The sequence below is a fragment of the Peribacillus sp. B2I2 genome (genome assembly GCF_041261685.1).
Lineage (GTDB): Bacteria > Bacillota > Bacilli > Bacillales > DSM-1321 > Peribacillus.
Genome location: NZ_JBGCCB010000001.1, coordinates 4,225,577 through 4,251,492, shown reverse-complemented (window position 1 = coordinate 4,251,492; position 25,916 = coordinate 4,225,577). Strand labels below are relative to the sequence as shown.

The 25,916-nt window shown below is 42.3% G+C and carries 25 protein-coding genes; 24 read left to right on the top strand and 1 reads right to left on the bottom strand.

What is annotated here, in order from left to right; genetic code table 11:
- The first annotated feature begins 198 nt into the window (after positions 1 to 198).
- From ABIE66_RS21045 to ABIE66_RS20970, 16 genes are all read left to right on the top strand, one after another.
- Entirely contained in the window at positions 199 to 2,142 is a 1,944-nt protein-coding gene (locus ABIE66_RS21045) for a PTS mannitol transporter subunit IICBA (protein ID WP_370016163.1), read from the top strand.
- A gap of 86 nt (positions 2,143 to 2,228) precedes the next feature.
- On the top strand, positions 2,229 to 4,319 hold the full coding sequence (locus ABIE66_RS21040) for a BglG family transcription antiterminator (protein ID WP_370016162.1): 2,091 nt from the start codon (positions 2,229 to 2,231) through the stop codon (positions 4,317 to 4,319).
- A 5-nt stretch (positions 4,320 to 4,324) separates the two neighbouring features.
- Positions 4,325 to 5,470, top strand: coding sequence for a mannitol-1-phosphate 5-dehydrogenase (locus ABIE66_RS21035; protein ID WP_370016161.1), 1,146 nt, complete (start codon positions 4,325 to 4,327; stop codon positions 5,468 to 5,470).
- A gap of 456 nt (positions 5,471 to 5,926) precedes the next feature.
- Complete coding sequence (locus ABIE66_RS21030) at positions 5,927 to 6,088, top strand: hypothetical protein (protein ID WP_370016160.1); 162 nt, start codon at positions 5,927 to 5,929, stop codon at positions 6,086 to 6,088.
- 1 nt (position 6,089) lies between these two features.
- On the top strand, positions 6,090 to 6,272 hold the full coding sequence (locus ABIE66_RS21025) for a hypothetical protein (RefSeq protein WP_370016159.1): 183 nt from the start codon (positions 6,090 to 6,092) through the stop codon (positions 6,270 to 6,272).
- A 1-nt stretch (position 6,273) separates the two neighbouring features.
- Entirely contained in the window at positions 6,274 to 6,498 is a 225-nt protein-coding gene (locus ABIE66_RS21020) for a hypothetical protein (RefSeq protein ID WP_370016158.1), read from the top strand.
- A 130-nt stretch (positions 6,499 to 6,628) separates the two neighbouring features.
- Positions 6,629 to 8,158: a nickel ABC transporter substrate-binding protein gene (gene nikA / locus ABIE66_RS21015; protein WP_370016157.1), complete on the top strand. Its 1,530-nt coding sequence runs from the start codon at positions 6,629 to 6,631 to the stop codon at positions 8,156 to 8,158.
- A complete protein-coding gene (nikB, locus tag ABIE66_RS21010; RefSeq protein ID WP_370016156.1) occupies positions 8,158 to 9,111 on the top strand; it encodes a nickel ABC transporter permease in 954 nt (317 codons plus the stop codon). The genes nikA and nikB overlap by 1 nt, the downstream gene beginning before the upstream one ends.
- A complete protein-coding gene (gene nikC / locus ABIE66_RS21005) occupies positions 9,102 to 9,941 on the top strand; it encodes a nickel transporter permease (protein ID WP_370016155.1) in 840 nt (279 codons plus the stop codon). Before nikB ends, nikC begins: the two co-directional genes overlap by 10 nt.
- On the top strand, positions 9,938 to 10,735 hold the full coding sequence (locus ABIE66_RS21000; protein ID WP_370016154.1) for an ABC transporter ATP-binding protein: 798 nt from the start codon (positions 9,938 to 9,940) through the stop codon (positions 10,733 to 10,735). Before nikC ends, ABIE66_RS21000 begins: the two co-directional genes overlap by 4 nt.
- Positions 10,732 to 11,496 (top strand): ABC transporter ATP-binding protein, encoded by a 765-nt coding sequence (locus ABIE66_RS20995; RefSeq protein WP_370016153.1) that lies wholly within the window; start codon positions 10,732 to 10,734, stop codon positions 11,494 to 11,496. The genes ABIE66_RS21000 and ABIE66_RS20995 overlap by 4 nt, the downstream gene beginning before the upstream one ends.
- Positions 11,497 to 11,565: 69 nt before the next feature.
- The gene (locus ABIE66_RS20990) at positions 11,566 to 12,903 is read left to right on the top strand and encodes an MATE family efflux transporter (RefSeq protein WP_370016152.1); all 1,338 of its coding nucleotides are present in this window, start codon (positions 11,566 to 11,568) and stop codon (positions 12,901 to 12,903) included.
- Positions 12,881 to 13,702 carry a nicotianamine synthase family protein gene (locus ABIE66_RS20985; RefSeq protein ID WP_370016151.1) on the top strand — a complete coding sequence of 274 codons (822 nt, stop codon included), beginning with the start codon at positions 12,881 to 12,883 and terminating at the stop codon, positions 13,700 to 13,702. The genes ABIE66_RS20990 and ABIE66_RS20985 overlap by 23 nt, the downstream gene beginning before the upstream one ends.
- A 126-nt stretch (positions 13,703 to 13,828) precedes the next feature.
- Positions 13,829 to 14,233 (top strand): DoxX family protein, encoded by a 405-nt coding sequence (locus ABIE66_RS20980; RefSeq protein WP_289315206.1) that lies wholly within the window; start codon positions 13,829 to 13,831, stop codon positions 14,231 to 14,233.
- Positions 14,234 to 14,237: 4 nt separating this feature from the next.
- On the top strand, positions 14,238 to 15,083 hold the full coding sequence (locus tag ABIE66_RS20975) for a VOC family protein (RefSeq protein ID WP_370016150.1): 846 nt from the start codon (positions 14,238 to 14,240) through the stop codon (positions 15,081 to 15,083).
- Positions 15,084 to 15,132: 49 nt separating this feature from the next.
- The gene (locus tag ABIE66_RS20970; RefSeq protein ID WP_289315208.1) at positions 15,133 to 15,819 is read left to right on the top strand and encodes an FMN-dependent NADH-azoreductase; all 687 of its coding nucleotides are present in this window, start codon (positions 15,133 to 15,135) and stop codon (positions 15,817 to 15,819) included.
- 101 nt (positions 15,820 to 15,920) lie between these two features.
- On the opposite strand, the gene ABIE66_RS20965 is transcribed toward ABIE66_RS20970, so the two are convergent.
- Positions 15,921 to 17,333, bottom strand: a complete 1,413-nt coding sequence (locus tag ABIE66_RS20965) for a sigma-54 interaction domain-containing protein (protein WP_289315209.1) — start codon at positions 17,331 to 17,333, stop codon at positions 15,921 to 15,923.
- A 383-nt stretch (positions 17,334 to 17,716) separates the two neighbouring features.
- Between ABIE66_RS20965 and pruA the strand changes: the two genes are divergently transcribed.
- From pruA to ABIE66_RS20925, 8 genes are all read left to right on the top strand, one after another.
- Positions 17,717 to 19,264, top strand: a complete 1,548-nt coding sequence (gene pruA / locus ABIE66_RS20960; RefSeq protein ID WP_370016149.1) for an L-glutamate gamma-semialdehyde dehydrogenase — start codon at positions 17,717 to 17,719, stop codon at positions 19,262 to 19,264.
- Between the two features lie 17 nt (positions 19,265 to 19,281).
- Positions 19,282 to 20,475 (top strand): ornithine--oxo-acid transaminase, encoded by a 1,194-nt coding sequence (locus ABIE66_RS20955; RefSeq protein WP_289315211.1) that lies wholly within the window; start codon positions 19,282 to 19,284, stop codon positions 20,473 to 20,475.
- Positions 20,476 to 20,497: 22 nt separating this feature from the next.
- Complete coding sequence (locus tag ABIE66_RS20950; RefSeq protein WP_289315212.1) at positions 20,498 to 21,763, top strand: Glu/Leu/Phe/Val family dehydrogenase; 1,266 nt, start codon at positions 20,498 to 20,500, stop codon at positions 21,761 to 21,763.
- 37 nt (positions 21,764 to 21,800) lie between these two features.
- Positions 21,801 to 22,055: a biotin/lipoyl attachment domain-containing protein gene (locus ABIE66_RS20945; RefSeq protein WP_370016148.1), complete on the top strand. Its 255-nt coding sequence runs from the start codon at positions 21,801 to 21,803 to the stop codon at positions 22,053 to 22,055.
- A gap of 273 nt (positions 22,056 to 22,328) precedes the next feature.
- Positions 22,329 to 22,568 (top strand): hypothetical protein, encoded by a 240-nt coding sequence (locus ABIE66_RS20940; protein ID WP_289326151.1) that lies wholly within the window; start codon positions 22,329 to 22,331, stop codon positions 22,566 to 22,568.
- A 282-nt stretch (positions 22,569 to 22,850) separates the two neighbouring features.
- Positions 22,851 to 23,528 (top strand): DUF975 family protein, encoded by a 678-nt coding sequence (locus ABIE66_RS20935; RefSeq protein WP_370016147.1) that lies wholly within the window; start codon positions 22,851 to 22,853, stop codon positions 23,526 to 23,528.
- 136 nt (positions 23,529 to 23,664) lie between these two features.
- Positions 23,665 to 23,844, top strand: coding sequence for a DUF4083 domain-containing protein (locus tag ABIE66_RS20930; protein WP_289315216.1), 180 nt, complete (start codon positions 23,665 to 23,667; stop codon positions 23,842 to 23,844).
- A gap of 786 nt (positions 23,845 to 24,630) precedes the next feature.
- Entirely contained in the window at positions 24,631 to 25,869 is a 1,239-nt protein-coding gene (locus ABIE66_RS20925) for a cytochrome P450 (RefSeq protein WP_370017091.1), read from the top strand.
- Positions 25,870 to 25,916 lie beyond the last annotated feature (47 nt).

Below are 25,916 nucleotides of genomic sequence, written 5' to 3'. Positions count from 1 at the left end.
GTGGTGTGAGAGGTCGGAGGCTAGGCGCCTCCCCCTACTCGATTATCTGCATCAAGCGCTGAATAATTCTGGAAAATTGAGATACATTATGTTTGTCTTCCCTTCCGCGACAAAGTTAGCTTTTTCTTTTATTGAATGCGGAAGTTACGTACCTTAAGATTAATGGAAACTATATTAATATGAAGGGAAGAGAGCAAAATGGCTCATTTTAATATAAAGGTTGCCGTTCAGAAGTTCGGTAACTTTCTAAGTTCAATGGTCATGCCGAATATATCAGCTTTCATAGCATGGGGGTTAATCACTGCCCTATTCATTCCATCGGGTTTCCTGCCAAATGAAAGCCTTGCCAAAATGGTTACACCAATGGTCACGTTTTTACTGCCGCTTTTAATTGGTTATACGGGCGGTAAGCTAATCCATGACCATAGAGGTGGAGTAGTTGGTGCCATTGCGACAATGGGTGTCATCGTTGGATCTGACATCCCGATGTTCCTTGGCGCAATGATAATGGGACCGTTCGGCGGTTATGCCATCAAGAAATTCGATCAACTCATTGAAGGGAAAATAAAAGCCGGCTTCGAAATGCTTGTTAATAATTTCTCGGCGGGGATACTTGGCGGCTTATTGTCGATTCTATCCTTCCTGGCCATCGGGCCTGCTGTGGATGTATTTACAGGCTGGCTTGTAGCAGGAGTCGATTGGCTTGTCGGTACAGGTTTACTGCCGTTGACAAGCATCTTGATCGAGCCTGCCAAGGTATTGTTCTTGAACAATGCCATTAATCATGGTGTACTATCACCAATCGGTGTAGAGCAAGTTAAACAAACAGGGGCTTCAATCCTGTTCCTACTGGAATCGAATCCTGGACCAGGTATCGGCGTACTCCTTGCCTATTGCTTTTTTGGAAAGGGAACGGCAAAGAAATCGGCGCCAGGAGCAGCCATCATTCATTTCTTCGGCGGGATCCATGAAATTTATTTCCCTTATATCCTAATGAAACCGATGTTATTTTTAGCCGTCATTCTTGGAGGCATGAGTGGAGTTTTCACATTGGTCCTACTAGGCGGAGGATTGTTCGCTCCAGCTTCTCCAGGCAGCATACTTGCCATTACAGCAGTAACTCCGCATAATGCGGGCGCATATGTTGCTAACTTTGCAGGCGTGATCGTAGCGGCCCTTGTTTCATTCATCGTCGGTGCATTCATCTTGAAAACAGGTAAGCAATCCGAAGAGAATATTGAAGATGCCGCGAAAAAAATGCAAGAAATGAAAGGCAAGAAAAGCTCTGTAGCCGATGTATTCGCTTCAGATCCGGGAACGATGCCAACAAACGTCAGCAAAATAATATTTGCCTGCGATGCTGGGATGGGATCAAGTGCGATGGGGGCTTCGCTGCTTCGCAAGAAGGTGAAGGAAGCCGGATTGAATATCGCGGTTACAAATACGGCGATCTCAAACATTCCTGCTGATGCACAAATAGTCATTACACAGGAAGAGTTAACTCCAAGGGCACAGAATAAAGTTCCGAATGCTTATCATGTATCCGTCGATAATTTCTTATCGAGCCCTGAATATGATGCATTGCTTGCACGGCTTCAGGATGACGGTACCGATGAGCTTCATGAAATCGTCGAAGATGCCGAAGAGAAAGTTCCCGGTGTTCGTGAGCATTCAATCGAGCCTGGCATCAACGAAGATGAACAGGATGATAATGAATTGCTTCGCGAAGAAAATGTTTTCCTTAATCAACAATTTGCCAATAAAGAAGAAGCGATCCGCTTTGCGGGAAGGGCTTTGTTCAATGCAGGTTACGTGAAGGAAAGCTATATTGAGGCAATGATTGCCCGCGATGAATTGACTTCAACCTATATGGGCAATGATGTAGCCATCCCGCACGGAACCGAGGAAGCGAAGAAAGATGTCCTTAAATCCGGATTTACCGTTTTACAGATTCCTGATGGTGTCGACTTTGACGGCCAAAAGGCACGATTGATATTCGGCATTGCCGGTAAGGATGGAACACATCTTGAAATTCTATCTGGCATAGCAGTTACCTGCTCTGAAATGGAGAATATTGAAAAGATGGTTAAAGCCACATCAGCCAGGGAATTGATGGATATCATAAACGTCGGAAATAATTAAATACTCTAAACCATGAATAGAAAAGCGTTTTACGCTTTTCTATTCAGTATTTTCTCGTGTTACTCCACCTGAAATGAGTTGGTAGCATGTATATTACTTCAAGGGAAAAATCAATCATAGAATTGATCATAAAAACTTCAGGGAAACATTCAGCCATATCCATTGCGACACAACTGAATGTTAGTGTACGGACGGTTCAACGTGATCTGAAGTCCATAGAAAAAATCCTGCAATCTTTTGAATTGCATTTAACACGCAATACGCATGAAGGGCTGTCCATCGATGGAAAGAATCAACAAGTCTTTCGGCTAGTACAGCACTTGATGGGTAATCATCCGATCGATCAAACGCCACAAGAACGAAAGTTGCATCTCCTTTTAGCTTTACTGCAGGAGGAATCATATAAAACTCAAGCACTTGCGGGGGATCTAGGTATAAGCATAACCACTCTTACCACCTATTTAGACGAACTGACCGAGTGGTTAAGAAATTTTAATATCGTGGTTACCAGAAAAAGGGGAGTCGGAATTGAGCTTGCCGGAACTGAAGAAAATAAACGGAAAGCCCAGGCCGCCTATTTCTTGCACTTCTTTAATGAAGAGCTGATTGAAAGTTTATTTTTGTTGCAAGAAGGAAAATTTCCAGAAGCGAAAATCCTCGACTATTTCGATCCCGAATATCTTCTGGCTATTGATGGGGTGCTGAACTCGACTTTTAACAGTGTCCATTCGCGGTTGGCGGATAGCGGGTATATAGGGTTGATTGTACATATTTATGTAACCCTGCAAAGGAATGAAGGCCAATTTCTTTTGGAGAAGGACTTCAAGAAAATAAGCGAACTCTCGGATGAAAATAATCTCATGAATAAAATAGGCAAGGAACTCAGTGCCATGCTGGAAGTCTCTTTTACCATCGATGATATTAGCTACCTTGCGGCCATCCTTAAAGGTTCCAAGCTTCATGCGGCGGATGCCGTTCCCTATGACAGTGTGGTGCTGGGCCAGCTGATAAGGAACTTGATAAAAGATGTTTCTGCTCAACTGCAAATCGATTTGACCAAGGATTTCCCATTGTATCAAGGGCTCCTTGCCCATATGGAACCATCGCTCTTCCGGATCAAACAGGAAATGGGATTGTATAATCCCTTAACGGAAGATATTAAACGAAAGTATCCGGTTCTCTTTTTAGCAGTGAAGACCAGTCTGGAAAAGGGATTCAAAGAAATCAAAGATTTTCCTGAAGATGAAATAGCCTTCATCGTCCTTCATTTCGGATCTGCCTTAGTGTTGCGGGAGGAAGAAATATCAATAAGGGCACTCATCGTTTGTCCGACAGGTATAGGCACGTCGAAGATGCTTGCAAGCCGGATCAAAAAAGAAATCATGGAAATCCAGACTGTAGAAATCAAGACGATCAAGGATATCCAGCAGCAGGGCAGCCTGAATAACTATGATGTGATCATTTCTACCGTTCGGCTTCCATATATCGATATGGATTATATCCTCGTATCCCCTCTTTTGAGTGAAGAGAATATATTGAACATCAGGAATTATTTAAGGAAGAATATTGAAAACTTCACGAAGAATAAGCGTTATGGCAGTCATACTGGCCATAAGGATTCCCAGCCGAAAAAAGAGGATGGCGAATTGAAAGAAGTGCTGCAGGAATTGAAAGATGTCCAGCAGAGCATCGAGTCGATCACGGATAACTTACGGTTTTATCGGTTTCCGCACATGAAAGGACATCCGCGGATCATCGAAGAAATGGTCAGGCTGGCTGAAAAGGAAGAATTGCTAATTGGTGCGGATGATGTGATCCGATCACTGAACGAGCGGGAAAAAAAAGGCGGATTAGGCATTCCTGGCACTGGAATGGGCCTATTCCATACCAGACATAAGAATGTGAAAGAGCTGATGTTCCAGGTCGCCCACTTGGAGGATTATTGTCTGGTAAAAGGTATGGATGGAAATGAAGTCCATATGAAAAATTTGCTGCTGATGCTGGCGCCTGAAGAATTGAGTGTGAAGCAGCAGGAAATCGTCAGCTTAATAAGTTCAAGCTTAATTGAAAGTAATGAATCCATCATGATTTTTTCATCTTCGGACGAAGAAATGATCAGCAGAAGACTGGAAGCCATATTTTTGGACTATTTATATACTAACTTGATAAAGGGATGATTGTAATGAAACAAGCAGTACATTTTGGAGCAGGGAACATTGGAAGAGGATTTATCGGAGCACTCTTTTCACAATCTGGATATCATGTGACATTTGTAGATATAGCTGAACAAATCATCGATCAGTTAAATGATAAAAAACAATATCAAGTCAAATTGGCAACTGATCAACAAGAATCTGTCACAGTAAAAAATGTTTCAGGTTTAAACAGCTTAAAGCAGGAAGAGGAAATCATTAAGGCAATATCAGAGGCAACCTACCTTACCACTGCAATCGGTCCGAATATTTTGCCTCATATCGCTCCTTTAATTGCAAAAGGGTTAGCTTCAAGAGTGAAGGAAACCGATGAAAAACTATATGTGATCGCTTGTGAAAACCAAATATCGGCAACAGACCTTTTAGAAGGGTACATTCTCGAAAACATGGATCAAGAAACGAAGGAAAACCTAGCTGGAAAAGTATTCTTCTTTAATTCAGCTGTCGACCGGATCGTTCCTTTACAAAATAACGAGGGATCACTAGATGTATTGGTGGAACCTTATTATGAATGGGTCGTTGAAACGAATGAAAGCATTCCTGCCGTCGAGGGGATGACCATTGTAAAAGAACTAGCTCCGTTCATTGAGAGAAAACTGTTTACCGTTAATACAGGACATGCCGTCATTGCTTACCTAGGTTATCTCAAAAATAACAAATCGACGATTGACCAGTCATTGGAAGACGAAGGCATTGTAGAGCAAGTCAAGAAAACCTTAGGGGAAACGGGAGAATATTTAATAAAGCAATACGGGTTGGACGCAGATGAGCATAAGCAGTATATCGAAAAAATCATTAATCGATTTAAAAATTCCTACCTAAATGACTCAGTGAATAGAGTGGGCCGTTCACCGCTTCGTAAGCTCGGGCCAAACGACCGACTCGTCCGTCCTGCCGTAGAAGCTAAGAAAGCCGGTCTTTCCTATACTAATCTGGCGAAGGCGATAGCAGCCGCTTTACTCTTTGATTTTAATGAAGATGAAGAAGCGCTTAAACTGCAAACGATGATCAAAGAAAATGGTGTAGCTAACGCACTTAATGAGGTTAGCGGATTGGACGAAAATAGCGAAATAACCAAAATAGTTATCAATCATTACAACGAATTGAAAAAATAAAAATATACAAGATCCGAAGAACTCCTGAAATTTATTTTTCAGGAGTTTTTTCTTAATCAAAAGCCAATTAAAGAAGGTACCTCTTAGCCGATATGGCAGCAAAATTTTGAAGCTCAAAGGAAGAAGTGCAAGCCGATTAACAAAAATGAAAAAAAACCTTGTTAATAGTAATCATTACGTTTTATAATGAAAGACAGTCAAGACAAGAGTCACTTTTTAATTTTCACAAAGTCTAAATCGTAACGATTTTGATTTATTTGATGGAAGGAGCTTTTTAATGTTGGAGGATATAGCACTTGCTTGAGTTTAAGATTTAGATTTTACATAAGTGGATAAGTGCCGTATTACAAGCGATTCGTGCAATTGCTCAAGAATCTGGGCTATTAACAAGATTTAGAGAGCTGTTACTCGAGAGTTTGGTGTTTAATCTCGAGTTTAGAGCAAATACTCATAAGTTTGGCACATTTACTCGTAAGTTTGAAGCAAATACTCGTGAGTTTAGAGCATTTACTCGTAAGTTTGAAGCAAATACTCGTGAGTTTGGCACATTTACTCTTGAGTTTAGAGCAAATACTCGTGAATTTGGCTGATTTACTCGTGAATGGGTGTTTAAGTTAAGTTGGTTGACTTTACACAAGATTTTGCGTCTATTGCACGAGATATAGAGCTGTTACTCGTGAGTTTAGAGCATTTACTCGTAAGTTTGAAGCAAATACTCGTGAGTTTGGCACATTTACTTGTGAATTTAGAGCAAATACTCGTGAATTTGGCTGATTTACTCGTGAATGGGTGTTTAAGTTAAGTTGGTTGATTTTACACAAGATTTTGCGTCCATTGCACGAGATATAGAGCTGTTACTCGTGAGTTTAGAGCATTTACTCGTAAGTTTGAAGCAAATACTTGTGAGTTTAGAGCATTTACTCGTAAGTTTGAAGCAAATACTCGTGAGTTTGGCACATTTACTCGTGAGTTTAGAGCAAATACTCGTGAGTTTGGCACATTTACTCGTTCGTGTGCGTGTACTCTGAGTACGGTGCGTGTACATAGGATGATTTCTGATTGAGGTAACATTAGATTGGTTCGTCATGACTAAGATGTAAATCGTAATCAATACGATTTTACAGCATAAATAAATATGAAGTAATGGAGGAATATATCATGTTCAGAAAATATAAATCGATTTTTGTTCTATTTCTCTCATTCTTGCTCTTGGCTGCTTGCTCGACCGAGTCTACGAAAGAGCAAGGGAGTGGGAAGAAGGAAGTGAATTTACTTTTTAATTTCGCAACTAGCTCGCTTGATCCGAATGTTGATACCAGTTATGTGTCATTAAGGGCTGGGATCACTGAGACATTGGTGCATCTCAATGATGAGGATTTGACTATCGAACCTTGGCTGGCGAAAAGCTGGGATAGCAAGGATGGTCAATTATGGAATTTCGAGTTGAGGGAGGGTGTGACTTTTCAGAATGGAAAGCCTATGGATGGCAAAGCGGTGAAGGCATCCTTGGAGCGGGCGATGAAAGATAGTTTAGCGATCAAGAATGCCTTGCGCATTGAATCGATTGAAGCGAATGGAAATGAGCTGACCATTAAGACAGAGGTTCCCTTTCCGGAGTTTCCATCTGAATTGGTCCATCCAAATACATCGATTATTGATGTAACGGAAAGTGACGACATAAACAAGCCGATAGGAACAGGGCCATTTGCCGTTTCGAAGTTCATACCAGGTACGGCTGTTGATCTAATCCGGTATGAGTCTTACTGGGATGGAGCCGCTAAGCTTGAGAAAGCCAGGTTTTCATTTAATGAAGATGCCAATGCACGATCTCTTGCCCTGGAATCGGGAGACGCCGATATAGTTTTCCGTCCGGAAGTGGAAAGCCTGGAAAATTTAGAAGCGATAGATGGTGTGAAGGTGGAATCCACATCGACTTTCCGTGTCCATCAAATGACGATGAATTTGGAGCGTAAACCCCTGCAGGACATACACGTCCGAAAGGCGATAGATGCCTTGATCGACCGCTCTTCGATTGCGGATACGATTTTACATGGTCATGCAGAAGTGGCAACAGGGCCTTTTCCATCCACTTTCTCGTTTGCTCCGGACTATCCGAAAAAAGAGAATGGAATGGAAGCGGCTAAGGGGTTTCTTGATCAGGCGGGATATAAGAAAGTGAATGGTGTCATGCAAAAAGACGGCAAACCGTTAACGTTTACACTTCTTACATACAGTTCTCGTGCCGACCTGCCGTTAATTGCCCAAGTTTTTCAATCGGATGCCGGCCAGTTGGGGATTGATGTGAAAATCAAGCAAATAGAAATCCCGGAAGAGTATATGGCTTCCAATCGCGATTGGGATTTAACGACCTACAGCAATTTAACGGCTCCGCGCGGGGATGCCGGTTATTATTTAAATGCAACTTATCATCCAAAGGGAGCTTTGAATTTCAGCGGGGCCGATGATGATCACCTGACGTCCCTTATTGACAAGCTGAATGTAACGGTCGGACAGGAGAAGCGCTCGGATTTAGCTGAAGATATTGCGATGTATGTGGATGAACAAGTGTATAATTCGTTCATTTTACACCCGAATACACTTGTTGCCTATGACACCGATAAAGTTGAAAACTGGATCACTTCGAGAAGCGAATACTACATGCTGACGAATGAACTGGATGTGAAGTGATGTTCTGCATCTTGTTCCGGCGATTTATTGAGGTCGTGATTTTTGTCCTTGTGATTACATTTATCTCTTTCCTTTTTGTTCGGCTTGCTCCGGGGGACCCGGTTCTTTCGATACTTCAAGTGGATGATGTTTCAATCACAAACGAGCAAGTCAATGAGCTTCGTGAAGAATTGGGGTTCAATGATCCGCTGTTCGTGCAATATGGCGATTGGTTTGCGGACTTTATCCAATTGGATTTCGGTAATTCCTATCTTACGAATCAGCCCGTTATGGAAATGATCATGGGCGGACTGCCTGCTACACTTGAGCTGACGGTTGGGGCATTGCTTGTCATGCTTGGTATAGCCATTCCTTTAGGGTCGTTTGCCGCATTGTACAGAGGAAGCTGGATTGATCAATTAAGCCGTACCGTTTCTTTGTTGGGGGCAGCCATTCCTAGCTTTTGGCTGGGCCTGCTATTGATAGATTTATTTGCGGTGCGATGGGGGGCGCTTCCAACAATGGGCAGGGACGGATTCCGTTCTTTGATTCTGCCGTCTGTCACGTTGGGGCTGGCCATCACTAGTGTGTACGTCCGGTTGCTGCGTTCGAGTTTGATTGATTCCCTCAGTCAAGATTTCATCAGGGCTGCCAGGTCAAGGGGGATTTCAGAAATCCGGATATTCTTTGTCCATGCATTTCGTTATAGCTTGCCCCCGGTCATTACCGTATTCGGTGTCAGCCTTGGCAGCCTGATCGGCGGTGTAGTGGTGATCGAAGTGATTTTTGCCTATCCAGGCATAGGTAAGATGGTCGTGGACTCGATTCGGTCGCGGGATTACCCAGTCATTCAAGGGTACCTGTTGATCATGGCCATCATTGTATTCATGGTTAATAGTGCCGTTGATTTATCTTATCGATATTTAAATCCGGAGCTAAGACTGAAGGGGAGGAAGCATGGAAAATGGAGTTAGTGTTCAAAAAACAATCCAAAAGACGGTGGAGGATGACCCTCCTATTTACGGTGATGGTTTTGGTCCTAACCGTTGCGGCTTACACCTTTCTTATCCTGAAACATGATCCGACATTGGTCAATCTGGGAGAAAGGCTATGGCCGTCAAGTATGGAACATCCATTAGGAACGGATCATTTAGGGCGTGATGTATTGACACGCCTTCTGCTAGGTGCACAGCTGACGGTTGGCTACGGGCTCTTATCCTTGTTAGCGGCTGTTATCATTGGCGTCCCATTCGGGGTGATTGCCGGATTTAAAGGAGGACTGATCGATCGGATCTTCATGCGCATTGGAGACTCGTTTCTCGCATTCCCTGATACGATTGTTGCCATTGTGCTGAGTGGCCTATTAGGGCCAGGCATCGAAAATCTTCTTTTGGCGATCGTTCTAGTGAAATGGGTGAATTATGCCCGGCTTGTACGAAGTACGGTGATCACCGAACGCCAGAAGGATTATGTCACAGCCGCTAAAATCAATGGATTAAGTTCATTCAGGATCATGCGGAAGCATCTATTTCCTCATCTCATCGGCAATGTGCTCGTCCTTTCGAGTCTCGATTTAGGGAAAATCATTTTGCTCATATCCTCCTTATCATATATTGGGCTCGGGGCGCAGCCGCCGGCACCGGAGTGGGGGGCCATGCTGAACGATGCCCGTCCATATTTTCAATCCAATCTGTTACTGATGATTTACCCGGGGCTAGCCATCGTATTTGTCGTCCTTTTATCCAACATACTCGGTGATTATTTGCGCGATGCATTAGATGTGAAAAAGGAGGTGGAATCATGAGCATTTTATCCGTAAGACATCTAAATATCATGGGAAAGCAAAATCATATCGTCAAGGATCTTTCATTGGATGTGCATGAAGGTGAGTGGTTCGCACTTGTCGGACAAAGTGGGAGCGGCAAAAGCATGACGGCCATGGCAATCGGCCAGCTGCTTGCACCGAATCTCCAAGCAAAGGGGGAAATATGGTATGGGGAAAATAATCTTTTAACGCTATCCACTTCTGAAATCCGGCATTTTCGCGGAAAGCGCCTGGCTTATATTTTTCAAGATTACCAGGGTTCATTCACACCGTTCCATACCATCGGTCAACATTTCGAGGAATATCAGCGGACACATTTGAACCTTTCCAAAAAGGCAAGGCGCAAGCAAGCGGTCAAGGCGCTCATATCGGTGGGCCTGAATGAAGGTATCTACAGTAGATACCCTTTTCAATTAAGCGGTGGGCAGCTTCAACGTGTATCCATTTCAATAGCCATGCTGCTTGAACCGGATATATTGATAGCTGATGAACCGACCACTGCTTTGGACAGTGTATCTTCCTTTAAGGTCTTGCAGCTGTTATCAAGGCTCCAAAAAGAAACCGGATGTGCAATCTTGTTCATCACCCATGATTTACGTCATGTCAGGAAATATGCGAACCGCATTGCGGTCATGAAAGACGGAGCCATTATTGAAACCGGTGATAAGGATCAGGTTTTGAATCATCCACAGCATACTTACACGAAAAGACTGATTCAATCATCGCCTACACTGAGAAGAAGTCCATTTAAGCTTGAAGGAGTGTCGGGATGAGTTTATTAGACGTACGAAATGTCCATAAAACCTATGATAATGGAGTAGAAATACTGAGGAACGTGAATTTTAGCATCGAAAGGAAGGAATGCCTGGGATTAGTGGGAGAGAGCGGGTGCGGAAAAAGCACATTGGCAAGAATCATCCTTCAGATAGAATCTATTGACCGAGGAAGCATCCTATTTGAAGGAACCGCGCTTCAAAATAAAAGTGAACGCAGTTTAAACCCATACCGCAAGAATATCCAGGCCGTTTTGCAAAATCCTGCTTCAGCTTTGAATCCAAAACTAAGGATAAAAGATTCACTAATGGATCCATATCTTCAATATGGCAGCCAGGTCAATATGAAACATTTTACGTATACAAGTGAAGGGAACTTTATCGGACAGCTGCTGGAAACAGTGGAGCTTCCAAAGAACTTAGCTGAACGTTACCCGCATGAACTAAGCGGTGGACAAAAGCAGCGGGTGACCATTGCGCGCGCAATCAGCATTGAACCGGCCCTCATTATATTGGATGAACCGACTTCAAGCCTTGACGTGCTGTCCCAAGCGGCGGTGCTGAAATTGTTAGGCGAGCTGAGGGAGACTTTGGACATTTCTTACCTTTTCATTTCCCATGATCTGTCGGCAGTACAGGAGATGAGCCAACGGATCATGGTGATGAAAGGGGGTGTTATTGTGGATTCTTTCGAAAACGAACATCTCTTTTGCAACGATCGCCATTCATACACGAAAGAACTGATTTCGATGTTTGAATAAAGTGGTTATACCACTTATAGGTTTTAAATCGTAACGATTTCGATTAAAGGGGACTAAGGGGGAAGTAAAGTGAACCATCGATCATATTTGGCCTTGGCCATTCCTCTGACCATATCGACGATAACGACGCCATTAATAGGTGCGGTGGACACCGCCGTTGTGGGTCAGTTACCAAACCCTGCTTATTTGGGTGGCGTAGCTATAGGTACGATCATTTTCAATACCTTGTATTGGCTGTTTGGATTTTTGCGGGTGAGTACTTCGGGATTTGCTGCACAAGCACTTGGGGCAGACGACGAAAAGCAAGGTGTGTTAGCCTTTTTAAGGCCATTTATCCTGGCGATTGTTGTAGGGATGGGTTTCATCCTTCTTCAGGGGCCAATTGAACAAGTTTCCTTAACACTGATGAATCCGGATGCTGATGTACGCGGATATGCGGCTGAATACTTCGGCATTAGAATTTGGGGAATCCCATTCACTTTGATGAATTACGTCATATTGGGATGGCTGATGAGGATGTCCAAGATCAAGGTTTCGCTAGTGTTACAGGTGTTCATGAACCTCATGAACATTGCCCTGGATTTGTTATTTGTCCATATATTCAAATGGGGTGTGCCGGGGGTGGCCATAGCGACACTCCTTTCGGAAGTGACGGCCTTTTTCATTGGACTAATCATTATTTTGAAGGCGTCGCCACATCAAATGGAATTGCCTCCTTTGAAAGAGATGTTCGATCCGTCATCCATTAAGAAAATGATGTCGGTGAATCGGGATTTATTCATCAGGACGCTTTGCCTGTTGACCGTTTTTAATATCTTCACCGCAAAGGGAGCCTCGTATGGAACGGAGGTATTGGCAGCGAATGCCGTTCTCATCCAAATTCACTATATGATGGCTTACTTCTTTGACGGGTTCGCAAATGCTTCGAGCATACTTGTTGGAAAAGCGATTGGTGCGGGAGATAAGCGCTTATATAAGAAGACCCTGAGCCTGTCGTTGCAGTGGGGGGGAATATCTTCCCTGATGATTGCTGCCAGTTACCATTTATTCAGTGAGTCCATCCTTTCGCTTTTCACACGGATACCGAGTGTCATTGAGCTTGCAAACGTTTATGGGATCTGGCTTATTTTGTTTCCTCTATCGGCCAGCGTAGGCATCGTTTTCTACGGAGTTTTTACTGGGGCAACAGAAGCTGCCCCGATTCGTAACTCGATGATTTATTCCTTGATCGCCTTTGTGATCACACTGTATATCTTTGTGCCGGCATATCAAAACCATGCATTATGGCTGGCCTTTACTGTATTCAGCTTAGGACGTTCCGTATTTTTAGCATTGTATATTCCACAGTTAAGTAAAAAATTATTTCCTAATGGGAGTGTTCGCCTTGAAAACGATCAAATGGTCTAGAAAACAGGAAAAAATCATTCATACATATATGGATACATATAAAACCTTACTCAAAGAAGATGATTTATCACCAAATAACGAAATAATCAATCGTGTTTTATCCGAACTGGTTTCGATGGTTTCGAAACCAGTGGACCCGCAAATGGCTGAAGAAATTCTCAACCATGATGAAATCCGATCGATTCGGGGTACCATGCTTGATAAGCTGACGATTGCTGAAACCTTGATGGAGGATCATTATGCCAAGTTATTTATTGGCAGGGTGAACTCCCTGGATGACTTCCGTTCGTTCATTTATTGGGATAACTACAAAGAACTGATCAAAACGGAAGTCAATGAATTGAAAAAAGTGAAAAAAGATATTCAGTCATTTGCATTTGTAGGAACGGGTCCTCTGCCATTAAGCCCGTTACTGCTTCAACGGGAGTTGGATGCAAAAATGACTTGTCTCGATATAGATGAACAAGCCCATTCACTTGGCAGGCGCATCGTCCAAGAACTGGATAACGAAGGGACTTCAGATTATATTTTGAATGATGGCGCCCTTCATGATTATGCGGAGTTTGATCTAGTATGGATTGCCAGCCTGGTCCCCAATAAAGAAGAAATCCTGGAAAGGATATTTCAGACGAACCCTGACGCAACTGTCGCAATACGGTCAGTGGACGGCATTCATCAATTATTATATGAGCCCGTTGATGCAACAAAGTTCCGTAAAGTGGCATGTGAGGAAGTCGGGAGAACCATTGCGGACTCTTTCATCATCAATTCAACCATTTATTACACAATTAAACCGTGATACCAAGGAACGAGTTGCTTCGGCAATTCGTTTCTTTTTATATTCCAATAAACTTACTTGACATTATAAACTTATTTAAATATAATTACTTACATAAAGTAACCGATAAAAAAGGAGAGTTCATACATGAATAAAAATGAAGCAGGTCAAGTTTTTTTAAGGGTGATTTTAGGTCTTACCTTTTTCATTCACGGCATTTCAAAGTTTCAAGGGGGCATAGGAAACACGGCGGGATTTTTTGATAGTCTTGGTATTCCTGGGTTCATGGCTTACATCGTTGCAGGTATCGAATTAATCGGTGGACTTGCGGTTATACTTGGTTTGGGAACACGAATCGTTTCCGTCCTGTTTGCGGTCATTATGGCGGGGGCGATTTTTACGGCTAAATTATCTGCTGGTTTTCTTGGAAACGGGCAAGCAGCGGGCTACGAACTGGACTTGGCACTACTAGCCATGTCAGTCTATCTAGCGTGTACAAACCGCATAGCCCTCTCTTTGGATAACATGATTTTCAATAAAAAAGGGAAGTGACATTATGAAGAATTTTCATCAAAAACCAGTTACTTTTGTTGGCGAAGTCAGTATAAATGTTTTGGATTTAGATAAAGCCATCACGTTTTATCAAGATATCATCGGCCTTCAAGTATTGAAGAAAAATGAAAGGCAAGCTGTTTTAACGACTGACGGAAAAACCCCGTTGCTTACACTTGAACAGCCTGCTGATGTGATTCCAAAAGAAGGGCGGACGACGGGCTTATATCACTTTGCCCTTTTACTGCCGACCCGTGCCGACTTATCAATTTTCTTACGACATTTACTTCAAACGAAATATCCATTTGGAGCGGCGGATCATGAAGTGAGTGAAGCGCTGTACATTACCGATCCTGATGGCAATGGCATTGAAGTTTACTCTGACCGGCCATCGACTGATTGGAAGTGGGCCAATGGGGAGGTCGCGATGGGCACGGATCCGTTGGATGGGAATGCCCTTCTGGAAGAAAGTAATGGAGAATGGAGCGTAATGCCTGCAGGTACCTTAATGGGACATATACATTTGCATGTGTCAGATTTACGTAACACGGAGGAGTTTTACATGCAAGGTCTTGGGTTTACTGTTGTGAATCGGTACGCAGGAGCACTCTTTACTTCCACCGGGGGATATCATCATCACATCGGATTGAACATTTGGAATGGTGTAGGCGCCCCAGCTCCTAAGGAAAATAGTGTGGGACTAAACTGGTATACCCTCGTTTTTGCAAATGATGAAGCGAGAGATAAAGTGATGGAACGACTGAAAGGAATAGGAGCTGTCGTTACGGAAAAAGAGGAGTTTTATGTCGTAACAGATCCATCAGGCAATGAGATTCATTTAGTCGTCTAAAAAGGGCTTATTGTAATGGAATTAAAGTAGAAAGCAATGGTGAGGAAAAATGGGATTCTTAAATAGATTATTTGGGAAAAGAGAAACGGCAACAGAGGAGAATGGGGAAATGACAAAAGTATTATTCGTAAAAGTGAACGATCGCCCTGCAGATCAGGCAATCAGCTCGAAAATGTATGACACATTCTTAGAAACATATAAAGAGACCCACCGTACAGATGAAGTGATCGAGTTGGATTTATTTAAAGAAGAACTTCCTTACTATGGGAATACAGCCATTACTGGTTTGTATAAACGCAATCAGGGTCTTGAACTGACAGCTGAAGAGGAAAAAGCGGCAAAACTGGTTGACCAATACTTAAATCAATTCCTAGCCATGGATAAAGTTGTTTTCGCATTCCCTCTATGGAACGCAACGGTTCCTGCACCGCTGATCACATACCTTTCCTATTTGTCACAAGCAGGTATTATGTTCAATTATACCGCGGAGGGACCGGTTGGGTATGCTGGCGATAAAAAGGTCATGCTATTGAATGCCCGCGGTTCGGATTATGCATTGGAAGGAATGGCTTCTGCTGAAATGGCTGTGAATTTAGTTAAAAATATCATTAGCCTGTGGGGGATCAACAATCCGGAGGCAGTGGTCATTGAAGGACATAATCAGTATCCGGATCGGACACAGAAAATCATCGCGGATGGTTTGGAAAACGTTGCAAAAGCTGCTGAAACATTCTGATTGGGAAGTTTCTCGGCTGAAAGGAATCGAATAGGTACTGGATGAACAGGCAAAGAAGGCCCCCATATATCAATGGGGGCCTTCTTTGTGCAGGAAAGACGTTATTTGTCCTGATACTTTTTCAAACGGTATTGAAGACTTTGGCGACTGATATTCAGGGCTTTAGCTGCCTTAGAGATGTTCATGCCATGTTCCTTTAATACCTTCTCCAAGTATTGCTTTTCAGTATTGGCGATATAATCATCAAGAGATAATGTCGACTCCTGTAAATCTCCATTCGTTTGCACATCTTTTTTATCGGGATGAATGTCTTCAAAATGGGCTTTCTTTCTAAATAGGGTAGGAAGGTGATTGATGGCAATCTTGGTATCGCCAGGTTCCAGTAAATTCATGGCCCCTTCAATGATATGTTCAAGTTCCCTTACGTTCCCAGGCCAGTCGTAATCATAAAATAGTGAGTAAACCTCTTCGCTGATCCCTTCAATATTCAATTCGAACAGCGCATTGAATTTCTCGATGAAGGATTGAGCCAGCAAAGGGATATCCTCTTTCCGCTCACGAAGAGGAGGGATGAATAACGAAACGACACTTAATCGATAGTATAAATCCTTTCGTAAATGATCATTTGAAATGGCATCTATTGGATCCTCATTTATCGTTGCAATGACCCGAACGTCAATTTTTTTATCTTTTGTATCCCCAACACGACGAATCGTCCTTTCTTGAAGGGCCCTTAATAATTTCGCTTGCAAATTCGGATTTAACGAATTGATTTCATCAAGCAGGATGGTTCCGCCCTGTGCCTGTTCGAATAATCCAGGCCTTTCGATAGATCCGGTGAAGGCCCCTTTCTTTGTGCCAAAGAGTATTCCTTCAATTAAACTATCTGGCAGGGCAGCACAGTTTTGGCTGATGAAAGGATGTGTCGAACGGCTGCTGCCATTATGGATACTTTGGGCGAAGAGTTCTTTTCCGGTTCCCGTCTCCCCGACGATGAGGATGGAGGATGTGGTCCTGGTCGAGCGCTTGCTCTTTTCTATGACGTCCAGGAAGTTCTCACTGGTTCCGATGATGCTGTCAAACGTATATTTGGTATCGCCCTTATTTAAGATATTGTCTTTAATGATTCTTTCGAGATTCGTTATATCCTTTGCCACTTCAATTGCTCCGATGATCGTTTGGTTCGGATCCAAAATCGGAAACGTATTATTGATTGTTGTAATTTCCTGTCCAAGATTATTGAAGTATGTCTGCTTCGAGTTCTCGGTAGCCTTACCTGAATGGAGCGCCCGGATTAATGTACTCTCCGTTTCTTCCTTGAATTTAAAGATATCGTGAATCTTTTTCCCTAATACCTCATCTGATTCCATTCCTTCAATTTCAGCCATTTTCTTGTTATAAACGATGGTTCGACCCTTTATATCGATTATATGTATCCCAATATCGATTACATCCACAAGCGAATAGAGGATGGTTTGGAAACCTTCTATTTTAATGATTTGATCTAAATGCATGAATGCCTCCCGTTTTTATTCATTTCTTAGAGCTATTGTAGTGGAATTGAAGAAAAGGCGCAAATAAAATTTGCACAGCAAGGATATTTTGCATCCAGGTGCAAAGATATTTTGCGGAAAAAGTGTAAAAACACTGTTTTTTATGGTTTTATGAGTTGGCATGAATCTTGCATTAATAAAAAGTGTAAGGTTTAAGCGACAAAAACAGGGATTAGAGCAAAAAATAATGGCATACTATGTCAATTTTGCCCCAAAAGTGCTGAATTTCATTGCATATTTCATAAAAAAACAATATTTTTACGAAAAAATGAAAAGTTGGCACGGAACTTGCTTATTAAATAAGTGAGAAATTAAAAACATAAACTTTAGGGAGATGAGCCATAATGGTCCAACCATATAAACACGAACCATTTACTAATTTTAAAATCGAAGAAAACAATAAAGCTTTTCAAGTGGCATTGAATGATGTAGCTAATGATTTAGGGAAGAAATATCCGCTGATCATTAATGGTGAAAAAGTGTTTACTGATGAAGTCATTACCTCTGTAAACCCAGCAAATAAAGAAGAAGTAATTGGAACTGTGTCCAAAGCAAATAAGGACCTTGCTGAGCAAGCCATGCAAGCGGCAGATAAGACATTCCAAACATGGAGAAAAACGAAAGCTGAAGTGCGTGCAAATATTTTATTCAGGGCTGCAGCCATCGTTCGGAGAAGAAAACACTATTTCTCTGCTATATTGGTTAAAGAAGCAGGAAAGCCTTGGAATGAAGCGGATGCAGATACAGCGGAAGCGATCGACTTCATGGAATACTACGCACGCCAAATGCTGAAGCTTAAAGACGGCATGCCAGTGGAAAGCCGTCCGATTGAACACAATGCCTTCAGTTATGTTCCACTTGGTGTCGGTGTCATCATCTCACCTTGGAATTTCCCATTTGCGATCATGGCAGGCATGACGACAGCGGCCCTTGTTTCAGGTAATACCGTCTTATTGAAACCGGCCAGTACAACACCGGTCATTGCAGCAAAATTCATTGAAGTATTGGAAGAAGCGGGCTTACCGGCAGGAGTCGTGAACTTCATTCCAGGAAGCGGTGCTGAAGTTGGTGATTATTTGGTAGATCATCCTCGCACACGTTTCATCAGCTTTACCGGATCTCGTGATGTTGGAATCCGTATTTATGAGCGTGCGTCTAAAGTTCATGAAGGCCAAATTTGGTTGAAACGTGTCATCGCTGAAATGGGCGGAAAAGACACGATCGTTGTTGATAAAGAGGCTGATTTGGAATTGGCAGCACAATCAATCGTCGCTTCTGCATTCGGATTCTCTGGTCAAAAATGTTCTGCTTGTTCACGTACCGTCATCGTGGAAGATGTATATGACCAAGTCTTGAATCGTGTCATTGAATTAACGAAAGAAAAAACGGTCGGGGAACCAACCGATGTAAACAACTTCATGGGTCCGGTTATCGATCAAGCTGCTTTCGACAAAGTCATGAGCTACGTTGAAATCGGTAAACAAGAAGGGAAACTTGTTGCAGGTGGAGAAGGAGACAATTCAAAAGGTTTCTTCATCCAGCCAACCATCATTGCTGATGTGGATGAGAATGCACGAGTCATGAAAGAAGAGATTTTCGGACCAGTGGTAGCGTTCTGTAAGGCAAAAGATTTCAATCATGCTATCGAGATCGCCAATAACACGGATTATGGATTAACAGGTGCGGTCATCTCGAACAATATTGAACATATCGAACAGGCGCGTGAGGATTTCCACGTAGGTAACTTGTACTTCAATCGTGGCTGTACTGGTGCCATTGTAGGATACCAGCCATTTGGCGGATTCAATATGTCAGGTACAGATTCAAAAGCGGGCGGTCCTGATTATTTAGTTCTGCATCTTCAAGGAAAAACAACATCTGAAACGCTATAATTTGAGGGGGAATCAACATGACAACAGTAACGGAAAAATTAATCGAGCAAACAGAACAATATGGTGCAAACAATTATAATCCACTTCCAATCGTCATTTCGAAGGCAGAAGGAGTTTGGGTGGAAGATCCTGAAGGAAACAAATATATGGATATGCTAAGTGCCTATTCAGCAGTGAACCAAGGCCACAGGCATCCGAAAATCATCGACGAATTAAAAAAACAAGCAGATCGCGTGACATTGACGTCCCGTGCATTCCATAGTGATAAATTAGGCCCATGGTATGAAATGGTGTCCCGCATTACGCAAAAAGACATGGCGCTGCCTATGAATACAGGTGCTGAAGCCGTTGAAACAGCAATCAAAGCTGTTAGGCGCTGGGGTTATGATGTTAAAGGAATTGCAGAAAACCAAGCTGAAATCATTGCTTGTATCGGGAATTTCCATGGCCGTACGATGGCAGCCGTTTCATTGTCATCCGATGATGAATATAGAAGGGGCTTTGGACCGATGTTACCAGGGATCAAGCTTATTCCTTATGGTGATCTTGATGCATTGAAAGCAGCGATTACACCGCAAACGGCTGGATTTTTAATCGAACCGATTCAAGGTGAAGCGGGAATCATCATACCGCCTCAAGGATTCTTAAAAGAAGCTTACGAACTGTGTAAAGAAAATAATGTCCTTTTCGTTTCTGATGAAATTCAATCAGGACTTGGACGTTCAGGAAAAATGTTCGCCTCTGACTGGGATGGAGTAGTTCCGGATATGTACATTTTAGGCAAGGCGCTTGGCGGCGGGGTTTTCCCAATCTCTTGCGTAGCTGCAAACCGTGAAATCCTTGGCGTATTCAATCCTGGTTCACATGGTTCCACATTCGGCGGCAATCCATTGGCATGTGCGGTTTCCATCGCTTCATTGGAAGTCCTTGAAGATGAGAAGCTTGCGGAACGTTCATTGGAGCTTGGACAATATTTCATGGATAGTTTAAAAGAAATCAAGAATCCGATGATTAAAGAAATCCGTGGTAGAGGTCTATTCATCGGGGTTGAATTGACAGAAGCTGCAAGACCTTATTGTGAGCAACTTAAAGAAGAAAAACTGCTATGTAAAGAAACACATGATACAGTCATCCGTTTTGCTCCGCCGTTAGTGATTACAAAAGAAGAATTGGATTGGGCAATCGAACGCATTAAAAGAGTTTTATCCTAATATCCCTATGAGGTGAATTCCATTGAGTACAACGATCAAAGAAGAAAAAGAAACTGCCAGCTTGCTTGAATCAACACAGGTCGTAATCAAGGAGGCGCTGGATAAGCTTGGATATTCTGAAGAAGTGTTCGAGCTTTTGAAGGAACCTCTTCGTATGCTGACCGTCCGGATTCCAATTAAGATGGATGATAATACGACGAAGATATTCACTGGGTACCGTGCCCAGCACAACGATGCTGTTGGACCGACAAAAGGTGGAATCCGTTTTCATCCCGAAGTCGATGAGGAAGAAGTCAAGGCACTTTCAATGTGGATGAGTTTGAAATGCGGAATTGTGAATCTGCCATATGGCGGAGGAAAAGGCGGCATCATCTGTGACCCGCGCCAAATGTCCATTGGTGAATTGGAAAGACTTAGCCGCGGGTATGTTCGGGCGATCAGCCAAATAGTTGGGCCGACTAAAGATATTCCGGCACCGGATGTTTATACGAATTCACAAATCATGGCATGGATGATGGATGAATACAGTAGAATAAGAGAACACGATTCTCCTGGTTTCATTACAGGTAAGCCACTGGTACTGGGCGGTTCACACGGTAGGGAAAAGGCGACTGCACAAGGTGTCACCATCTGTATCGAAGAAGCGGCAAAGCGTAAGGGCATAGAATTGAAAGGTGCACGCATCATCGTCCAAGGGTTTGGGAATGCAGGAAGCTTTTTAGCTAAATTCATGCATGATGCAGGTGCGAAAGTGATTGGCATCTCGGACGCATATGGTGCGATATATAATCCGGATGGTCTGGATATCGATTACTTACTTGATCAAAGGGATAGCTTTGGAACGGTAACGACACTATTCGAAAACAAAATCACTAATCAAGAACTTCTGGAACAAGATTGTGATATTTTAGTGCCTGCTGCCATTTCCAACCAAATCACCAAAGATAATGCACATCTTATCAAGGCCCAAATTGTCGTGGAGGCAGCGAATGGACCTACAACTTTAGAGGCAACCAAGATCTTGACGGAACGGAATGTGCTTCTTGTACCCGATGTATTGGCAAGTTCAGGCGGTGTGACTGTTTCTTACTTTGAATGGGTTCAAAATAATCAAGGTTATTATTGGGAAGATGAAGAGGTCCAAACCAAATTAAAAGCGTTATTGGTCAACTCATTTAATCAAATATATGAAATGTCCGAGACTAGAAAAGTGAATATGAGGCTGGCGGCATATATGGTGGGTGTCAGAAAAATGGCAGAAGCCTCGATATTCCGTGGCTGGGTTTAAGCTTTAGTCTAATAATGGAGAGTGGAGGAGTGATTCCGTGTTAAAACCGATTCATACCATCGAGTGTGTACATGATGGGACCATCGAACAAGTTTACGTTCAAAAGAATTCCTATGTTTATGAATGGGAGAGGCTCTTTTTAGTGAAAACGGATGATGGGAAATTGATTGATGTTTCAATAGGTGCCAGTGGTCACATTACTGAAATCAATGTCACGGCAGGGGATCCTATAAACAGAAAGCTACCTTTAGCTTTGCTCCAAGACGATTTTATTATAACTGGCTCTGATTGATCATAGGAAAAAGGGTGTTCCAAAGGCGGAAACTATTCGGCTTTTGGGATGCTCTTTTTTTGTTGTTTTAAAGCGCAATCGGATTTTTTAGGGTAAGTCAGGAAAAATTTCGAAAGAGATATTTTTCGATCGGACCGGAGGAAATCGATAGGATTCAAGTGGAAGGAACCTATATGGGCGGTTCTTTGGTTCATCAGTAAGAAAGGGGGAAAACTAAGTAAAAATAATAGGGGACGAAAAGGGGGAGATTTCCTTTTCGTCCCTTTCACTATCTTGGATCGGATGAAAGGAACTTTCTATAGTGAGAAACTTTTTACTCTTTTCTTGCAAGAGAGCCTTGGAATCTACTTGAGTGTAAATGGCGCACAAAGTCTTATTGGGGAGAAGGAAAATGGAACTAGAATAACAATAGTGAAAAATAAAAGCGTCTTCGCTGACGGTATTCTTAACAAGCCATGGTTCAGCGAAGTTTTTGGAAGGAATTGTTGGGTTCGTGGCACTGAAATTGATTAATGGCATATTGTCATATTCGCTTTCATAAACTGTTATGGGATACAAACAAGCCAAGGATCATTTAATTGCCCAGATGGGAGGTGATCGTGATTGCCCGAAACCGATTCAACCGCTTGTTGTGCTTTCTAGGAAATTAAGCCCACGGCTCGAAATATTATGTTAAAATACAAAATGGAATCTAAACATCAAATAAATAGTGGTTTTTCTTAATTCAACCAAATATGCAATAAAATGGTGAATATTCAGAATTCCACTGTTTAAAAAAGGGGAGTTAAATAGAATATGAGAATCTCAGAATTAAAAAGGAAAGCCCTGCATTCGTTGGGAGGTAAATGGGGAACAGCTGTATCGCTTATGTTGCTCTTCTTCTTAATAAATATCATTTTACCTTTAATTGTCGAAGTGATTGTAAGCGGTGGGTTTTCACAATGGTTCATGCAGGAAGAAACACCGGTATGGTCTGATATCTTCAGTACGGTCCTGTCCATCGCCTTAATCCCGCTCACCATTTCAACCACTTGGTTCTACTTGAATTTGGTTAGGGAAGGAAATCCTGATATTCCAGAGGTATTCGCAATCTATAAAGATGGAAGAACCTCTTTCAAGCTTATTGGTGCATCCATTTTACAAGGTATTTTCATTTTTTTATGGTCATTATTATTAATCATTCCGGGTATCATTAAAAGCATCGCCTATTCGCAGCAGTTTTTCTTATTGAAGGATCATCCAGAATACACTGTGCTTGAAGCCATTACAGAAAGCAGAAAAAGAATGAAGGGCTTGAAATGGAAGTATTTCCTTATGCACCTAAGCTTCATAGGGTGGGGCATCCTTTGCATGTTCACGCTGGGAATTGGTTTACTATGGTTGATTCCTTATGCAGGAACAACAATGGCTGCATTCTATAATGAATTAATCGTACCTCAAGAAGATTTTGACGATCAACAAATAGAGGTATAAATGATCAACCGATAGCAATTGGCTATCGGTTTTTCAATTATGCCGTTAATTCTCGATTCCCCATAAAAAGGTTAAAATGTTCATTTTTCCTGGTGTATAATAGAATACTGAGAATGCCATTTAGGGGGATTACATAGTGAGTGGTTTTAATATTGCGGATCTGATATACCAATTGTTTTGCCTTGTATTTTTAATTCTGATCATTGTTGGGACCGTATCCCTTTTCCGTTCCGTCAAGCATCGTAAAACCAGAATGGATATCATGGAAAAGAAAATGGATGATTTACATGAACTGATTAAAAAGGGCAAAAATTGACGGCTGCATTGTGCAGCCATTCAGACTGTAGACAAGCTCGAAGAAAGGCGAGTTTGTCTGCAGTTTTTTTATTTGAAAACGTTCCAGCTAAATTCAGAAATCCGCTCCCTTTCCGCCGACTGTCTGCCAAGCCACATCAAAGCAAGCGTCTGTGGGGTCTCGGCAAGCCAGTTATTCGGCAGGAGTGTCGCAAATTTCTTCAGTCTAATGAGGTTTCATAAAACAATAAAAAAACATGAAGGATAACCAAGTCTTCTTTTATAATCATGGTTCGGGAAGAGACCATTCCGAGACTCCTGCGGGAAAAGCGTGTCCAAGGGAGACCCCGCAGGTGCAAAGAGTGCCGAGGAAGCTCCCCGCCCGCCGCGGAAAGTGAGTTCCCTACGTTTCAATAAACGTTCAATTTTTACAAACTCCGGAAATTATTAAATTATCTATACTGAAATAACTTAGTGAAAAGCACTGTCTCCGAATTTGAAAAAGAGGATTGGATTTTAAGCATCAATTGAGAGACATAAAAAAATAGAAAAAGGAAGGGAATTGTCAAAAATAAGCAGTTTTACATAGGGTTGTTGGGATTGTGGGGCAAATTTCATGTAAGGCTGCTGGTATGGAAGATGCATGGTTTGTTGCGGGGTTTTACCCTATAATGGAATAGATGTCTATTTAAGGATTTGGTGAAAAAGTCTATCAGGAATGCTCGACCCTATAACAAATCGAATGAGATGGGAATGCTGAACATTCGATCCTTTTGTTAGGTATCTTTGAGAAGTGGGAGGAGTCGGTATCATGAAAGAAGTTATAGCAATAAAAGAATTTACTAGGTTTAAAACACGTACAGAGGAATTTAGTCCATACGCTTGGTGTAAACGGATGTTAGAAAATGACCCCGTGAGTTATCACGAAGGAACGGATACGTGGAATGTTTTTAAATATGAAGATGTTAAGCGTGTTCTCAGTGATTATAAACATTTTTCGAGTGTCCGGAAACGGACTACCATATCGGTTGGAACGGATAGTGAGGAAGGTTCAGTGCCTGATAAGATCAAAATCACTGAAGCGGATCCACCGGAGCATAGAAAACGCCGTTCACTGCTTGCCGCAGCATTCACACCTAGAAGTCTTCAAAACTGGGAACCTCGCATTCAGGAAATTGCAGATGAATTGATTGGAGAAATGGATGAGGAAACGGAAATCGATATGGTGCAATCATTGGCGAGTCCGCTTCCGATCATTGTCATGTCAGATTTGATGGGCGTTCCCTCGAAAGATCGCTTATTGTTTAAGAAATGGGTGGATATCTTATTCCTTCCTTTTGATAAAGAAAAACAAGAAGAAGTAAATGAATTGAAGCAAGTGGCAGCAAAAGAATACTATCAGTATTTGTATCCGATTGTTGTGCAAAAACGATTGAACCCGGCAGATGATATCATCTCGGATCTTTTGAAGGCGGAAGTGGATGGGGAGATGTTTACGGATGATGAGGTTGTCCGCACGACCATGCTGATTTTAGGAGCAGGTGTTGAGACAACAAGTCATTTACTGGCCAATAGCTTTTATTCCCTGCTATATGATGACAAGGAAGTTTATCAAGAGTTACATGAAAACCTGGATTTGGTTCCGCAGGCGATCGAAGAAATGCTCCGTTACCGTTTCAATCTCATTAAATTAGATCGCACCGTAAAGGAAGATAACGATCTATTGGGAGTGGAATTGAAAGAAGGGGAAAACGTGGTTGTTTGGATGAGCGCAGCTAATTTGGATGAAGAGATGTTTGAAGACGCCTTCACTCTTAATATCCACCGCCCAAATAATAAGAAACATCTAACCTTCGGAAATGGTCCTCATTTCTGCCTCGGAGCTCCGCTAGCCAGACTGGAAGCAAAGATTGCGCTTACTACATTCCTGACGAAATTCAAGCATATTGAAGCGGTGCCATCGTTCCAGTTAGAAGAGAATCTTACCGATTCAGCGACCGGGCAAACTTTGACATCACTACCGCTTAAGGCATGCCGTACACTATAAAAAAAACGAAAAACCTTGTGCACTAACCTGCATAAGGTTTTTTCGTT

Bases quoted from the DNA above. Each gene is read 5' to 3' on its own strand.
- ABIE66_RS21045 (WP_370016163.1), top strand. From the start codon at position 199: ATGGCTCATTTTAATATAAAGGTTGCCGTTCAGAAGTTCGGTAACTTT.
- ABIE66_RS21040 (WP_370016162.1), top strand. From the start codon at position 2,229: ATGTATATTACTTCAAGGGAAAAATCAATCATAGAATTGATCATAAAA.
- ABIE66_RS21035 (WP_370016161.1), top strand. From the start codon at position 4,325: ATGAAACAAGCAGTACATTTTGGAGCAGGGAACATTGGAAGAGGATTT.
- nikA (WP_370016157.1), top strand. From the start codon at position 6,629: ATGTTCAGAAAATATAAATCGATTTTTGTTCTATTTCTCTCATTCTTG.
- nikB (WP_370016156.1), top strand. From the start codon at position 8,158: ATGTTCTGCATCTTGTTCCGGCGATTTATTGAGGTCGTGATTTTTGTC.
- nikC (WP_370016155.1), top strand. From the start codon at position 9,102: ATGGAGTTAGTGTTCAAAAAACAATCCAAAAGACGGTGGAGGATGACC.
- ABIE66_RS21000 (WP_370016154.1), top strand. From the start codon at position 9,938: ATGAGCATTTTATCCGTAAGACATCTAAATATCATGGGAAAGCAAAAT.
- ABIE66_RS20995 (WP_370016153.1), top strand. From the start codon at position 10,732: ATGAGTTTATTAGACGTACGAAATGTCCATAAAACCTATGATAATGGA.
- ABIE66_RS20980 (WP_289315206.1), top strand. From the start codon at position 13,829: ATGAATAAAAATGAAGCAGGTCAAGTTTTTTTAAGGGTGATTTTAGGT.
- ABIE66_RS20975 (WP_370016150.1), top strand. From the start codon at position 14,238: ATGAAGAATTTTCATCAAAAACCAGTTACTTTTGTTGGCGAAGTCAGT.
- ABIE66_RS20970 (WP_289315208.1), top strand. From the start codon at position 15,133: ATGGGATTCTTAAATAGATTATTTGGGAAAAGAGAAACGGCAACAGAG.
- ABIE66_RS20965 (WP_289315209.1), bottom strand. From the start codon at position 17,333: ATGCATTTAGATCAAATCATTAAAATAGAAGGTTTCCAAACCATCCTC.
- pruA (WP_370016149.1), top strand. From the start codon at position 17,717: ATGGTCCAACCATATAAACACGAACCATTTACTAATTTTAAAATCGAA.
- ABIE66_RS20955 (WP_289315211.1), top strand. From the start codon at position 19,282: ATGACAACAGTAACGGAAAAATTAATCGAGCAAACAGAACAATATGGT.
- ABIE66_RS20935 (WP_370016147.1), top strand. From the start codon at position 22,851: ATGAGAATCTCAGAATTAAAAAGGAAAGCCCTGCATTCGTTGGGAGGT.